Origin of the sequence: Methylobacter luteus IMV-B-3098 (genome assembly GCF_000427625.1) — a bacterium.
GTDB lineage: Bacteria > Pseudomonadota > Gammaproteobacteria > Methylococcales > Methylomonadaceae > Methylobacter > Methylobacter luteus.
Genome location: NZ_KE386569.1, coordinates 3,213,960 through 3,227,562 on the forward strand (window position 1 = coordinate 3,213,960; position 13,603 = coordinate 3,227,562).

The window sequence follows — 13,603 nt, forward strand, 5'->3', positions numbered from 1 at the left end:
GTCTTTCAGGGAGACAGAATAGTATTTTGTGCCGGTTTGCTGGCATCTGGTTCTGGATGGTCCAATGTGTAATGCAGGCCTCGGCTTTCCTTGCGCTGTTGAGCGCAACGAATGATCAGTTCGGCGACTATGACCAAATTGCGCAACTCCAGTAAATCGCTGGTAACGCGAAAATTTCCATAGTATTCGGCAATTTCTTTTTTAAGCAATTCCACACGATTCATAGCCCTGTTCAAACGTTTATCGGTTCTTACGATACCTACATAATCCCACATAAAATGACGCAGTTCGTCCCAGTTATGTGACACTACAACTTCTTCATCCGAATCGCCGACTTGTGATTCATCCCAATCGGGAATATCTGGGCAGGCAGGAATGGTGGAAAGTTTCTGCAAAATATCTTCGCTGGCGCGATCGGCAAAAACCAGACATTCCAGTAACGAATTGCTGGCCATGCGATTGGCACCGTGTAGACCTGTGCAGGCGACTTCCCCTATGGCGTAGAGATTGGCGATATCGGTACGCGCATGGCTGTCTGTTAAAACGCCGCCGCAGGTGTAATGCGCGGCAGGTACGACGGGAATGGGTTCTTTTGTGATATCAATACCGAATTCAAGACATTGCTGATAAATCGTAGGGAAGTGCTCCCGTATAAATTGTTCCGATTTATGGCTGATGTCCAGGTAAACGCAGTTAATGCCCCGCTTTTTTATTTCATGGTCTATAGCTCTGGCAACAATATCGCGGGGCGCCAGTTCGCCTCTGGGATCGAAATTCTGCATAAAAGACGAGCCGTCCGGCAGAATCAGCTTGCCGCCTTCGCCTCTAACTGCTTCACTGATGAGGAAAGAGCGTGCTTGGGGGTGAGGATGATAGAGACAGGTAGGATGAAACTGCATAAACTCCATGTTGCTGACACGGCAGCCCGCCCGCCAGGCTAAGGCAATGCCGTCGCCGGTTGAGCTTTGCGGGTTTGTGCTATAAAGATAAACCTTATTGGCGCCGCCTGTTGCCAGAACGACAACTCGCGCGGCAATGGTCTTGACCTGATGCGTCTGGGTGTTCAGTACATAGGCGCCTATTACACGCTTGACAGAGTCGGCGGAGTCTGGTGCCGTGATTAAATCGACAACATTATGATGTTCAAACAATTTGATATTAGCGTGTTCTTTTGCGCGCTCAATCAATGACAGCGACACTGCTTTACCTGTTGCATCATTGGTATGTACAATACGCCGGTGAGAATGGCCGCCTTCCCGGTTTAAATGCAGTTTTGTTTCGCCGGATTGCGTTTGTTCTTCAGTAAAAAGCACGCCCTGCTGACGCAGCCAATCTATAGAGCTTTTCCCGTGCGTAACGGTAAGTCTTACAATTTCAGGATTGCAGAGTCCCGCGCCTGCATCCAGCGTGTCTTCAATATGGGATTCAATAGAATCTTCGGCATCAAAAACTGCGGAAATGCCCCCTTGGGCATAATAAGTACTGCCGGATGTCAAGGCAAGTTTTGAAAGGACAGCAATTCGCATGGGATGTTCGGCCAATCTAAGCGCTAAACTTAGACCTGCACCACCGCTACCAATAACAAGGACATCATAATTTGTGGAATAAGGCATAAAAGAAGCTGTCATTAAATCAATAAGGAAAAATGTTTTGCTGTGCTGATGTTACGGTAAATTAGGTCACTGGTCAGTATTTATGGATAATAAAGCTTTTTAGGGTGATAGCAATTTTTTTTGTATCCAAAGAACTTATGCGGTTTAATTCTGTCTATTTCAATAATTAAAGAGCCGTAGTGAATAATCAAACAAGGACAAGCGAACAACTAGATAAAGAGTTGGTGTTGCGAGTGCAGCACGGCGATAAGTCAGCTTATGATCTTTTGGTGGTTAAATATCAACATAAGATTATTCAGTTGGTGAATCGTTATGTCAAAGATCCAAGCGAAGCTCAAGATGTGGCTCAGGAAGCTTTTATTAAAGCTTATCGCGCATTAGGAAATTTTAGGGGCGATAGCGCTTTCTACACTTGGTTATACCGCATTGCTATTAATACAGCAAAAAATTACCTGGTGTCCCGGTCAAGAAGAAGCTTTGATTATCAGGTAGATATACAGGATGCGGAACAAATTGAAAATGTACCTCAACTACAGGGCATGGAAACGCCGGAAAGACTTTTATTAAATCAGGAAATAGTTGAGGTCATTAAAGCAGCAATTGATAAGTTGCCTGAGGAAATGCGCACAGCAATCATGTTGCGGGAGTTCGAGGGAATGAGTTATGAAGAAATTGCTGTGGCAATGGATTGTCCGGTTGGTACGGTGCGATCGCGCATTTTTAGAGCGCGTGAGGCAATCGATAATAAATTAAACCCCTTGCTCGATTAAATGGTGATTTTCGATGCATGAAGATTTGAATCAAAAAATCTCTCAATTCCTTGATAATGAGCTTAGTACTAACGAATCTTTAAGTTTATTACAAAAAATACAGCAAAACGCTGAGTTAAGAGACAAGATGAACCGCTATGCGGCGGTGAGTCATGCTCTGAAAACTGATCTGTTTTTGTCGCCGAAATCTGATTTTGTTGAACGGATTAGCCAGGAAATCCAATATGAACCCGTTTATATGTTGCCTCAACGCAATAAATTTAAGCGTAGCCATAAAATTAGCGCCTTGGCGGCGTCTATCGCTATTATCGCCGTGATAGCGAGCCAAAGCATGAATTATCATGCTGAACAATACCAAGCTTCACTGATTGAAGTGGCTCAGCCACAATTGCCGGAACAGCGCTCTGATTCGATTGTCTATATGGATCAAACCAAACAGTATCCAGTAAATACACGGTTTAATGATTATCTTCAGGCACACAACAGCAGTGTTTATACCAATGGCGAGGTCAACTTTCAGTCCTTTGCCAGTGTTACTGTTTACAATCAGGAATAATTAAAGTGGTAAAACGTTTTTTTCTTGTGTTGCTTTTATCAACAAGAACGGTTTTTGCGGCAGATCTTGAACTGAATGCTCGGCAGGCATTAACAAAAATGACTCACGCCATGCGAGCCCTAAATTATCAAGGTACTGTTGCGTTTTTAAGAAACGGCAAGCTGGAGACCATGAAATATTTTCATGCAGCCGAAAAAGGTATTGAGCAAGAACGCCTGTTATCACTAAATTCCCCGCTACGCGAAATTATCAGGGATGCTGATAAAGTCAGTTGTTTATTCAAGTCCACCCAACAAGTTGTGGTTGACCATCGACCCGTAGGACGCTCTTTCTTAATCGATTTGCCTCAAAACTTAGATGAGATGAGCGCTGTTTACGATTTCAAAGTTGTCGGCGAGGAAAATGTGGCTATGTTGCCGACCCATGTTATTACCATTCAGCCTAAAGATGATTTTAGGTATGTCAGAAAAATATGGATAGAACAGCAGCAGTTTTTGCCGCTTAAAGTAGCCGTATATGATCTGTCAGGCACGGTTTTGGAACAGGTTGTTTTTACGGATTTGGAGGTTAAAGAAACATTGCCCTTTGTCGAGGCCAAGTTCGGAGAAACAACGGGAGCCGTGAAGCATATCCATCAATTACAGGCTCAGGCATCGAATCAAGCGGCTTTTATTGTAAATAATCTGCCACTTGGTTTCGAAGAAATATTTTTTACTCGCCGACCTATGCATAATTCTAATCAGCCGGTTGACCATCTGCTATTAAGTGACGGTTTTGCTGCGGTTTCAGTTTATATGGAAAATAAAAATACAGCTATGCAGCAAGGACTGCAGTCGGTAGGCGCAGTGAATTCTTTTAGCCGGACAATAGATGATTGGCAGCTTACGGTAATGGGCGAGGTGCCGGCAAAAACAGTTAAATTTATTGCCGAGGGTATTAAGCTGCGGCATTAGAAGATTAATAAATTATGGTTGTATGACAACGATAAATGGCAACCATGTTCTGAATATCATCGATATTTTCATGTCCATAAATAGAACGGCATCCTGCGGCGATCTATAAGTCCGATATTCATTTAGTTGCTCCGGAACATATTTTAAGAAATCTGCATGACGCTCGTTTCTTCATTCGTCAATGAAGCAGGAGTCTATGCGGCTGCGGAATAAATGGGGCGGAGAGATGTTGTGATTAAAATCTCAGTAAATAATATTCTGGCTTTACTTTATTTGCATATATCCGATAGCTAGGCAATTTTAATACTCGCTTTGTAAGTTCGAATGCAAGCGTGCGGCAGACTTCCCCTTCTCTCGTTGACACAACTGATTTTAATAGATGCAAGGTCTTTGTTAATGAAGTATTTTGTAAAAGTTATTGGTTTCTTAAATTATAAGTTATTCATTATTAATGATTGGAAATGGAGTTTTTATGCTCAATAAGCTTATATGGTCTTTTTTTCTGGTTCTTCTGTGTAATCAAAATGCTTTTGCGCAATTACCGGATTTTACTGAGATGGTAAAAAGAAATGGTGTGGCTGTGGTTAATATCAGTACCACTCAGAAAGCGCCTCCGGAAGCAGATGATCTGGCGCAAGAGCCACAATTACCTGAAGGTATTCCTCCCGAGATGGAGGAGCTGTTCAAACATTTTTTCAATGGTCAGGGAGGTGGATATATACCGAGAGAGACTAAGTCTTTAGGGTCGGGCTTTATTATTTCCCAAGACGGTTATGTGTTAACCAATCATCATGTAGTGAAGGATGCGGATGAGATCGTAGTTAAGTTGTCTGACCGTCGTGAATTACTGGCTAAGCTGATAGGTTCCGATGCGCGTACCGATGTTGCCGTATTGAAAGTTGATGCTACTGATTTACCGGTGGTTGATATTGGTAATCCCAATCAATTGCAGGTTGGCGAATGGGTTTTAGCCATCGGTTCGCCTTTCGGATTCGAGCAGTCAGTGACAGCCGGCATTGTCAGCGCAAAAGGCCGCAGTTTGCCTGGGGGCAATTATGTGCCGTTCATACAAACGGACGTGGCGATCAACCCGGGAAATTCCGGCGGTCCGTTGTTCAATATGGATGGCAAAGTTGTTGGTATCAATTCACAGATTTATAGCCGTACCGGTGGTTTCATGGGGCTCTCATTCGCCATTCCAATGGACATCGTTATGAATGTTGTCGATCAGATAAAATCCAGCGGTAAAGTTGCTCGTGGCTGGTTGGGCGTGCAGATTCAGGATGTGACCCGTGAATTGGCCGAATCATTTGGTATGAAAAAAACTCAGGGAGCTTTGGTATCCAAGATAATTGCTGGCAGCCCTTCAGAGAAAGCCGGTATACAGATTGGCGATATTATCACGGAGTTTAACGGCCAGCAGATTGAAACTTCCGGTGAATTACCGCCTATGGTAGGCATGACGCCTATTGGTGATAAGGCAACAGTTAAAATCATTCGGCAAGGTGAGACTAAAACGTTGACTGTGACAGTCGGGCTTTTACCGGAAGAAGTTGAAAAAGTAGACGAAGCTAAAGTGGAAGCGAAACCTGACAATCGTTTAGGTATTAATGTTACAGATTTGACCAATGAGCAAAGAGAGCAGCTGCAGGTTATTCAAAACGGTGTCCTAGTGCAAAATATCGCAAAAGGTCCTGGCAGGGATGCAGGCATCCAGCGTGGTGATGTGATTTTACGAATTCAGAATAATATCATTCGTGATGTGGCTGATTTTGATAAAATAGTCAAAAATCTTCCGGTCGGCAAATCAATCGCTGTTCTGATTCAGCGTCAAGGCAGTCCGGTCTTTTTGGCACTTAAAATAGAAAAATAACACGTGGATTTAAAGCATATAAGAAACTTTTCCATTATTGCGCATATTGATCATGGTAAATCGACACTTGCGGATCGCTTCATTCAGATATGTGGAGGCCTTACTAACAGGGAGATGTCAGCGCAAGTGCTCGATTCTATGGATATTGAGAAGGAACGTGGGATTACCATTAAAGCGCAGAGTGTTACGCTCGACTTTAAAGCGAAAGATGGTGAAACGTATCAGCTTAACTTCATTGATACGCCAGGGCATGTTGATTTTTCCTATGAAGTCTCCAGGTCACTAGCTGCTTGCGAAGGTGCGCTGTTGGTTGTTGATGCGGCACAGGGCGTTGAAGCCCAGAGCGTTGCCAACTGTTATACGGCGATAGAACAGGGACTGGAAGTGCTCCCTGTTCTGAACAAGATAGATTTGCCTTCCGCCGAGCCTGAGCGGGTAATCACGGAAATAGAGGATGTTATTGGTATCCCGGCCGATGACGCGCCAAAGATCAGCGCTAAAACAGGCTTGGGTGTGGGGGAAGTCCTCGAGCAATTGGTGGCTAAAATTCCTGCTCCTGAAGGTAATCCGGATGGCCCTCTGCAGGCTCTGATTATTGACTCCTGGTTTGACAGTTATCTGGGCGTGGTGTCTTTGGTCAGAATCGTTCATGGCAGTATTCGAAGAAAGCAGAAGATCACTATCATGTCGACCGGCAAGTCCTTTATCGTCGAAAAAGTCGGTGTGTTTACGCCCAAACGTTTCGAAAAAGAACTTTTAAATACCGGTGAGGTAGGTTTTGTTGTTGCAGGCATCAAAGACATTTTCGGGGCGCCGGTCGGCGATACGATCACCTGGGCCGATAAGCCTGCGACTGAACAGTTGACAGGCTTTCAGCGCGTTCAACCGCGAGTTTTTGCAGGCCTCTATCCGGTCAGTTCCGATCATTACGAAGATCTGCGCGAAGCACTGACTAAATTGAATTTGAATGATGCAGCGTTGCAGTTTGAACCGGAAACATCACAAGCGTTAGGTTTCGGTTTTCGCTGCGGGTTTCTTGGCATGCTCCATATGGAAATTGTACAGGAGCGTCTGGAAAGGGAATACGATGTCGATCTGATTACTACAGCGCCTACCGTGGTTTATGAGGTTGTTACTCATGGTGGGCAAGTTCTCATGGTCGATAATCCGGCTAAATTGCCTGATATCGGAACCATTAAGGAAATCAGGGAGCCGATTATTCGAGCCAATATTCTGGTTCCGCAAGATTATCTCGGCGCCGTCATCACATTATGTATAGAAAAGCGCGGCGTACAAAAAGATATGCAATATGTCGGCAGGCAGGTATCCATACATTATGAGATGCCGCTGAGTGAAGTTGTGCTGGATTTCTTCGATCGTCTGAAGTCAGTGAGCAGAGGGTTTGCCTCGTTTGATTATGAATTTTTACGCTTTCAGGAAGCCGCACTGGTTAAGCTGGATGTACTGATTAACGCGGATAAGGTCGATGCCTTGTCGATCATAGTTCATCGCGATCAAAGCCAGAACCGAGGGCGCGATCTGGTCGAAAAAATGAAAGACCTGATTCCGCGGCAGATGTATGAAGTTGCGATACAGGCTGCCATCGGTTCCAAAATTATCGCCAGATCGACCGTTAAAGCCATGCGAAAAAATGTCACGGCCAAATGTTATGGCGGCGACATTACTCGTAAGAAAAAACTGTTGGAAAAACAAAAAGCAGGTAAGAAACGGATGAAACAGGTGGGCAATATTGAGATTCCTCAAGAGGCATTCCTGGCTGTTTTGCAGCTCAACAAAGAATAACTCAAAATTTTCACCTTCATTACACACTATATTATGGACTTTGATTTTTCCTTCTTTCTTTTGATCGCCACTGTTATTACTGGTGTAATCTGGGGTGGTTACCTGTTAATGCGCAAACCCGACGCAGGTATTTTCGTCGACAAAAAAGAGCCTTTAATTGTAGAGTATGCGCGTTCTTTTTTTCCTATCGTACTGATCGTTTTGTTGCTTCGCTCATTTTTGGCCGAGCCTTTTCGTATTCCTTCAGGCTCCATGATGCCGACATTGCTGATCGGTGATTTTATACTGGTCAATAAGTTCACTTACGGTATACGCCTGCCAGTTATAAATAAAAAAATCATTGAACTGAATGAGCCACAGCGGGGCGATATCGTCGTGTTCCGCTATCCTAAAGATCCTTCCGTTGATTATATAAAGCGCGTGGTGGGCTTGCCGGGAGACAAAGTTGCTTATTACAATAAAAAACTATATATCAACGACGTGCCTGTTAATCAGGTTCCATTAGGAGCTTATCAGGGTATAGGCCAAGGCCAGGAAATGACTGGAGCTGAACACCGGATAGAAGATTTGACCGGCATCGAACACAGCATTCTGATCAGAAACGGATCACCTACGGTTGAAGGTGTTTTTGTCGTGCCGGCAGGAAGCTATTTTGTGATGGGCGATAACCGGGATAACAGTAATGACAGCCGCTATTGGGGCGTCGTTCCTGAAGAGAATCTGGTGGGCAAGGCATTTTTTATCTGGATGAGCTGGGATTGGCAGCATAAAGGCGTAGGCCTCGATCGTATTGGCACCGTGCTGAAATAAACTACACTTATGTAGGTATTTATTTAAATTGTTCGGAGGAAATATGAATTTATCGCCTAAACGCCAGCAAGGGCTCACTTTGATCTCAATAGCTTTTATTCTGGGACTGATCGCTTTCTTTGTTTTATTGGTGTTGAAAATTGCACCGATATACATAGATCACAGCAAAGTCGTTAATGCATTGGCCGCCCTTGAAGAGACTGTTGACATTCAAACCAAAAGCGAACAAGAAGCCAGATCCATTCTTAATAAACGCTTCACTATGAATTATGTCTATGATGTGACCAAGGATGATATAAAGGTCACCAAGCGTGGCAATTATATAAAAGTGGAAATTGAATACGAGACTGTGGTGAAAATTTTCGGTAACCTCAGTGTGTTAGCCGAATTCTATGATTTTATTGAGGTTGGTCAGGAGTGATAAGAAAGCCTACCGTATTATGTAAAAAGCTTGGATTGGTATTTAACAATCCACAGCTTTTTACCAGGGCTTTAACCCATCGAAGTGCAGGCGCTCATAATAACGAGCGTTTGGAGTTTTTAGGTGATTCAATATTGGGTTTTGTCATTGCCCAGAAGTTGTACGATTTATTTCCTGATGCCAGCGAAGGCGTGTTAAGCCGGTTGAGAGCCAGCCTGGTCAATCAAAGTTCATTGGCGGACTTGGCCAGAAAACATCAAGTCGGCGACTATTTGCTGCTGGGTTCAGGGGAACTAAAGAGTGGTGGTTTCCGCCGGGATTCCATTTTATCCGATGCTTTGGAAGCTATTATGGGCGCATTGTTCATAGATCAGGGCATAGAAAGTTGTCAGCGGTGGATATTGGAGTTATTCGCGGAGAAACTGGCGAACTTATCTTTGAATAACTGGCAGAAAGATCCTAAAACCCAATTGCAGGAGTTGATGCAGTCAAAGAAAATGGAATTGCCCGAATATATTTTAATGACTACGTCCGGACTCGCGCATGAGCAAACGTTTAAAGTCAAATGCACAATCTCTCTGATATCCGAAACTTGCATCGGTACAGGGATTTCCCGAAAAAGAGCAGAACAGGCGGCGGCTGAACAAATGCTCAAATTACTGAGTGAAAACAATAAATGAATTGCGGTTACGTAGCGCTGATCGGGCGCCCCAATGTCGGTAAATCCACATTGATGAACCATTTGCTGAAACAAAAAATCAGCATCACATCCCGTAAGCCACAAACTACCCGGCATCGAATTCTCGGCATCAATACGACAGAGGCAGGTCAGGCTATCTATATGGATACGCCGGGCATGCACGACAGTGAAAAGAGAGCACTGAACCGTTATTTGAACAGGACGGCCGATACGACTCTCCTGGGAGTCGATGTGGTTGTCTGGCTGATCGACGGTTTATCCTGGCATGAGTACGATGAAGTTATCTTCAAAAAACTGGAGCAGGCCGGTTTGCCGGTTATTTTAGCCGTCAATAAAGTCGACAAAGTCAAAGACAAGGACGCGATTCTGGCTTTCTTTGCCGAAGCGCAGCACCGGTTTCCGTTTGAGCATTTGATTCCCATCTCTGCATTGAAAGGCACTAACCTTGATCAGCTTGAAAATGCGGTTATGCAACTGCTGCCCGAGGGGGAGTTGATTTATCCTGAAGACCAGATCACAGACCGCCCCGAGCGTTTTCTATGCGCGGAAATCGTCAGGGAAAAGCTGACCCGAAGATTGGGTGACGAGCTGCCCTATGCATTGACGGTCGAGATTGAGCGTTATGAAGAGAAGCCTGAGATTACCAAGATCTACGCCATCATTTGGGTGGAGCGGCCGACCCAGAAAAATATCGTTATTGGCAAGGAAGGTGAAATGTTGAAGAAAGTTGGTACGGATGCCCGGCACGATATCGAGAAATTGATTGGCCAGAAAGTTTATTTGCAGCTTTGGGCTAAGGTTAAAAAAGGTTGGTCGGATAATGAGCGCGCGCTGCAAAATTTAGGGTTTAATGACTGAATCAGCGGTTTATCTACAACCTGCTTTTATTTTACAGCACTGCAAATACCGGGAAACCAGCCTGATCATTGATGTGTTAACCAGAGATTTCGGCAGGCTTTCTCTGGTGGCAAAAGGCGTAAGAAAATCAAAGTCCAAAACTGCCGGGGTGTTGCAGCCTTTTATTCCGTTACTTATTTCCTATATCGGCAAGGCAGAGCTAAAAACGCTGACGAATGTTGAAATCGCTCAACCGTTAGTGCAACTGGAAGGGCTTGCTTTTTACTGCGGCTTTTACATTAATGAGCTGGCCACTCGCTTTCTGCATAGATTCGATCCGCACCCTGAAGTATTCGACGATTACGCAGCCTGTTTATTGCGCTTATCGAGCGGCGAGAACATAGAGGCAACATTGCGATTATTTGAATTAAATCTTATGGACCATGTCGGCTACGGGATGCAACTGGAACGTGATGTAAATGGCGCCCCGGTGAATCCGTTAAAGCATTACGTACTTGATGCGCAGCAGGGGGTAGTTGAATCCGTGGATGGACGCTTTTCCGGAAAGGTTCTGCTGGCGATAAAGTCCAGGGAGTTCGCCGATCCCTTGGTCTTAGTCGAAGCAAAAATACTGATGAGAACAGTCATAGATTCTCATCTACAGGGTAAGCCGCTTAAAAGCCGAGCGGTTATCAATAAAATATCAGGCATATTAAAAAATGAATAAGAACTTAATTTTATTAGGTGTCAATATCGACCATGTCGCTACCTTAAGGCAAGCGCGACGAACGATGTATCCGGAACCGGTTCAGGCCGCATTAATAGCGGAGCAGGCCGGCGCCGACGGGATTACCGCGCATTTGCGCGAGGATCGCCGCCATATTCAGGATAGGGATATTTTTTTGTTGAAAGACATGATTCATACCCGGCTGAATATGGAAATGGCGGTGACCGATGAGATGATCGGCATTGCGAGACAAGTCAAACCTTATGCCTGTTGTCTCGTACCTGAAAAACGCGAAGAATTGACCACTGAAGGCGGCCTGGATGTGGCCGGCAATCTGTCTCGCATGCAATGGGCTTGTGAGCAATTGGCAGGGGTCGATGTCGAGGTATCTCTTTTCATTGATCCTGATGAAGCCCAGATTGACGCTGCCGTAAAAGCCAGGGCACCGGTTGTGGAATTACATACCGGGCGCTATGCCGAGGCTAAGAATTCTGTGCAGCACATCGACGAACTGGAGCGCATCAGGCGGGCCGCGAGATATGCGCATAGTGCGGGATTGCAAGTCAATGCCGGACATGGTCTGCATTTTCATAATGTTGAAGCGATATGCGCGATACCTGAACTGATTGAGCTGAATATCGGGCATTCGATTATCGCTCAGGCAATATTCTCGGGCTTGTCCCAAACGGTTAGGGATTTGAAGCGAGTTATGAGAAATGCAAGGCTGGCGAGTCCTTATTGCGAAAAGTAAGTGAACCTGGAATTCTATCAATTAACTTCGGCAGGCGATCGAGAGATCAATCAGGATTTTATGGCGCATATCGTCAATGATTCTTATGCGCTGTTTATAGTCGCCGACGGTCTGGGAGGTCATTCTGCCGGAGAAAAAGCTTCCCGTTATTTTTGTCAAAGCATGCTGCGATTTGCTGAGGCTTACAGCAAGCTGATTGCACGCAATCCATCCGCAATGATTTCGGTCTGGATAGCCGATGCTGTTAATGAAATGAAACGGTTATTCGGCCAAGATAGATCTGTTGAGCAAGCATGCACAACGTGCGCCATTCTTTATATTAATAAGCGGTTTGTACTGACGGCCCATTGCGGTGATACGCGAATTTATAGAATAAATCCGCAACAGATTTTGTGGCATACACAGGACCATTCAGTTATACAGCAACTGGTAAATCAAGGCGAGCTTTCAGAGGAGCAAATGGCGCGGCATCCCTGTCAGAATCAATTGACGCGCAGTATAAGTGCGTTAAGAGCGCATGATGCGGAGATTTGCTTATATCCGGCCATGGAAAAAGGGGAAACTTTTATTCTATGCAGCGATGGTTTTTGGGGAAATATAAAACAACACGAGCTATTGCAACTGGCTCAGCCAGGCATTGGCAAAGCTGAATTGAGCAAGATGGTACGGTTAACGATACTGCGCGGGAATGGCAAAAGCGATAATGTTACCGCGCAGTGGATAAGATGCTATTGATGAAGCCAGGATTGAAAACTAAGCGGTATTAAACAGAGTCGGCGCATTTCGTCTGTAGCGATTCTCATCGAAATTATGCAGATTTGTTTTAGTGTGAGGCATAACCATGCTTTTGCATGCGGTAGAGCAGTGTATCTCTGGAAATGCCCAGCAATTTTGCCGATTTGCTGCGGTTGCCTTGAGTTCGGCTTAGTGCCTGATGGATCAAGTCGGCTTCCAAGGCATCCAGTTGCAGGCCAACTTCAGGCAGCGTGAACGGAGTGGCTTTGGCATTGCGGCTATAGACGCTAAATTCATGCGGCAGATTTTCCGGTTCGATAGTCTTGCCGGCCAATAAAATGCTGAGTCTTTCGCATAAGTTACGCAGTTCACGGATATTGCCGGGCCACTGGTAACCTTTCAGAATTTTCAATGCCTGCTTGCTGAATTTGGGCGCTGTTATATAGTGTATGTCTGCGAAAAAAGTCAGAAAATGCTTTATGAGATGCTCAATATCCTCGGTACGTTGTGCCAGCGGAGGCAATTCCAGAGGCACGACATTTAACCGGAAGTACAAATCCTGTCTAAACTCGCCGGCATCGATCTGTTTGTTCAGGTCGGCATTGGTCGCCGCAATAACGCGGACATCGACTTTATACGGTTTAATATCACCGACCGACAGGCATTCTCCAGACTCCAGAAAACGCAACAGTTTAGCTTGAATGGAGACGGGTAATGAATTGATTTCATCAAGAAACAAGGTGCCGCCATCAGCGACCTGAAACAGGCCTTGCTTGTTGGCGGTGGCACCCGTAAACGAGCCTTTTTTATGGCCGAATAATTCCGATTCAATCAGGCTCTCGGGCAATGCGGCGCAATTCAATGTAATAAAGGCTTTGCTGGCGCGAGGACTGGATTTTTGGATCGCGGTGGCCAACACTTCCTTGCCTGTGCCGGTTTCACCTTTAATTAATACCGTTACATCAGTGGCAGCAACCATTTTGGCGCTGCGAATTAAAGAATCTAATGCAGGAGATTGCCCAATGATAGAATTAAAATGACCCATAGTTGCCTC

General features: G+C 45.0%; 14 protein-coding genes. 12 read left to right on the forward strand and 2 right to left on the reverse strand.

Features of this window, described 5'->3' with window-relative positions; translation table 11 throughout:
* Positions 1-5 precede the first annotated feature (5 nt).
* Positions 6-1,613, reverse strand: a complete 1,608-nt coding sequence (gene nadB / locus METLU_RS0116990; RefSeq protein WP_027159262.1) for an L-aspartate oxidase — start codon at positions 1,611-1,613, stop codon at positions 6-8.
* 179 nt (positions 1,614-1,792) lie between these two features.
* Between nadB and rpoE the strand changes: the two genes are divergently transcribed.
* The 12 genes from rpoE to METLU_RS0117050 all read left to right on the forward strand — a co-directional run bounded on the left by rpoE (position 1,793) and on the right by METLU_RS0117050 (position 12,549).
* Complete coding sequence (gene rpoE / locus METLU_RS0116995; protein WP_027159263.1) at positions 1,793-2,383, forward strand: RNA polymerase sigma factor RpoE; 591 nt, start codon at positions 1,793-1,795, stop codon at positions 2,381-2,383.
* 13 nt (positions 2,384-2,396) lie between these two features.
* Positions 2,397-2,939, forward strand: a complete 543-nt coding sequence (locus METLU_RS0117000) for a sigma-E factor negative regulatory protein (RefSeq protein ID WP_081679130.1) — start codon at positions 2,397-2,399, stop codon at positions 2,937-2,939.
* A gap of 5 nt (positions 2,940-2,944) precedes the next feature.
* Positions 2,945-3,892, forward strand: a complete 948-nt coding sequence (locus tag METLU_RS0117005) for a MucB/RseB C-terminal domain-containing protein (protein WP_231383634.1) — start codon at positions 2,945-2,947, stop codon at positions 3,890-3,892.
* Between the two features lie 472 nt (positions 3,893-4,364).
* Complete coding sequence (locus METLU_RS0117010) at positions 4,365-5,765, forward strand: DegQ family serine endoprotease (RefSeq protein ID WP_027159266.1); 1,401 nt, start codon at positions 4,365-4,367, stop codon at positions 5,763-5,765.
* Between the two features lie 3 nt (positions 5,766-5,768).
* Positions 5,769-7,568, forward strand: a complete 1,800-nt coding sequence (gene lepA / locus METLU_RS0117015; RefSeq protein WP_027159267.1) for a translation elongation factor 4 — start codon at positions 5,769-5,771, stop codon at positions 7,566-7,568.
* A 33-nt stretch (positions 7,569-7,601) separates the two neighbouring features.
* Positions 7,602-8,378: a signal peptidase I gene (gene lepB, locus METLU_RS0117020; protein ID WP_027159268.1), complete on the forward strand. Its 777-nt coding sequence runs from the start codon at positions 7,602-7,604 to the stop codon at positions 8,376-8,378.
* A 43-nt stretch (positions 8,379-8,421) separates the two neighbouring features.
* The gene (locus METLU_RS0117025) at positions 8,422-8,799 is read left to right on the forward strand and encodes a DUF4845 domain-containing protein (RefSeq protein ID WP_027159269.1); all 378 of its coding nucleotides are present in this window, start codon (positions 8,422-8,424) and stop codon (positions 8,797-8,799) included.
* Positions 8,796-9,479: a ribonuclease III gene (gene rnc / locus METLU_RS0117030; protein WP_027159270.1), complete on the forward strand. Its 684-nt coding sequence runs from the start codon at positions 8,796-8,798 to the stop codon at positions 9,477-9,479. The genes METLU_RS0117025 and rnc overlap by 4 nt, the downstream gene beginning before the upstream one ends.
* Positions 9,476-10,357, forward strand: coding sequence for a GTPase Era (gene era, locus METLU_RS0117035; protein ID WP_027159271.1), 882 nt, complete (start codon positions 9,476-9,478; stop codon positions 10,355-10,357). The genes rnc and era overlap by 4 nt, the downstream gene beginning before the upstream one ends.
* Positions 10,350-11,063 (forward strand): DNA repair protein RecO, encoded by a 714-nt coding sequence (gene recO / locus METLU_RS0117040; protein WP_027159272.1) that lies wholly within the window; start codon positions 10,350-10,352, stop codon positions 11,061-11,063. Before era ends, recO begins: the two co-directional genes overlap by 8 nt.
* Positions 11,056-11,814, forward strand: coding sequence for a pyridoxine 5'-phosphate synthase (gene pdxJ, locus METLU_RS0117045; protein ID WP_027159273.1), 759 nt, complete (start codon positions 11,056-11,058; stop codon positions 11,812-11,814). The genes recO and pdxJ overlap by 8 nt, the downstream gene beginning before the upstream one ends.
* Positions 11,815-12,549 (forward strand): PP2C family protein-serine/threonine phosphatase, encoded by a 735-nt coding sequence (locus tag METLU_RS0117050; protein ID WP_027159274.1) that lies wholly within the window; start codon positions 11,815-11,817, stop codon positions 12,547-12,549.
* Between the two features lie 88 nt (positions 12,550-12,637).
* Here the strand turns inward: METLU_RS0117050 and METLU_RS0117055 are convergent, their stop codons facing one another.
* Entirely contained in the window at positions 12,638-13,594 is a 957-nt protein-coding gene (locus METLU_RS0117055; RefSeq protein ID WP_027159275.1) for a sigma-54 interaction domain-containing protein, read from the reverse strand.
* Positions 13,595-13,603 lie beyond the last annotated feature (9 nt).

Excerpts from the sequence above, each read along its gene's own strand:
- nadB (WP_027159262.1), bottom strand. The coding sequence starts at position 1,613 with ATGCCTTATTCCACAAATTATGATGTCCTTGTTATTGGTAGCGGTGGT.
- METLU_RS0117000 (WP_081679130.1), top strand. The coding sequence starts at position 2,397 with ATGCATGAAGATTTGAATCAAAAAATCTCTCAATTCCTTGATAATGAG.
- METLU_RS0117010 (WP_027159266.1), top strand. The coding sequence starts at position 4,365 with ATGCTCAATAAGCTTATATGGTCTTTTTTTCTGGTTCTTCTGTGTAAT.
- lepB (WP_027159268.1), top strand. The coding sequence starts at position 7,602 with ATGGACTTTGATTTTTCCTTCTTTCTTTTGATCGCCACTGTTATTACT.
- METLU_RS0117025 (WP_027159269.1), top strand. The coding sequence starts at position 8,422 with ATGAATTTATCGCCTAAACGCCAGCAAGGGCTCACTTTGATCTCAATA.
- era (WP_027159271.1), top strand. The coding sequence starts at position 9,476 with ATGAATTGCGGTTACGTAGCGCTGATCGGGCGCCCCAATGTCGGTAAA.
- recO (WP_027159272.1), top strand. The coding sequence starts at position 10,350 with ATGACTGAATCAGCGGTTTATCTACAACCTGCTTTTATTTTACAGCAC.
- pdxJ (WP_027159273.1), top strand. The coding sequence starts at position 11,056 with ATGAATAAGAACTTAATTTTATTAGGTGTCAATATCGACCATGTCGCT.
- METLU_RS0117055 (WP_027159275.1), bottom strand. The coding sequence starts at position 13,594 with ATGGGTCATTTTAATTCTATCATTGGGCAATCTCCTGCATTAGATTCT.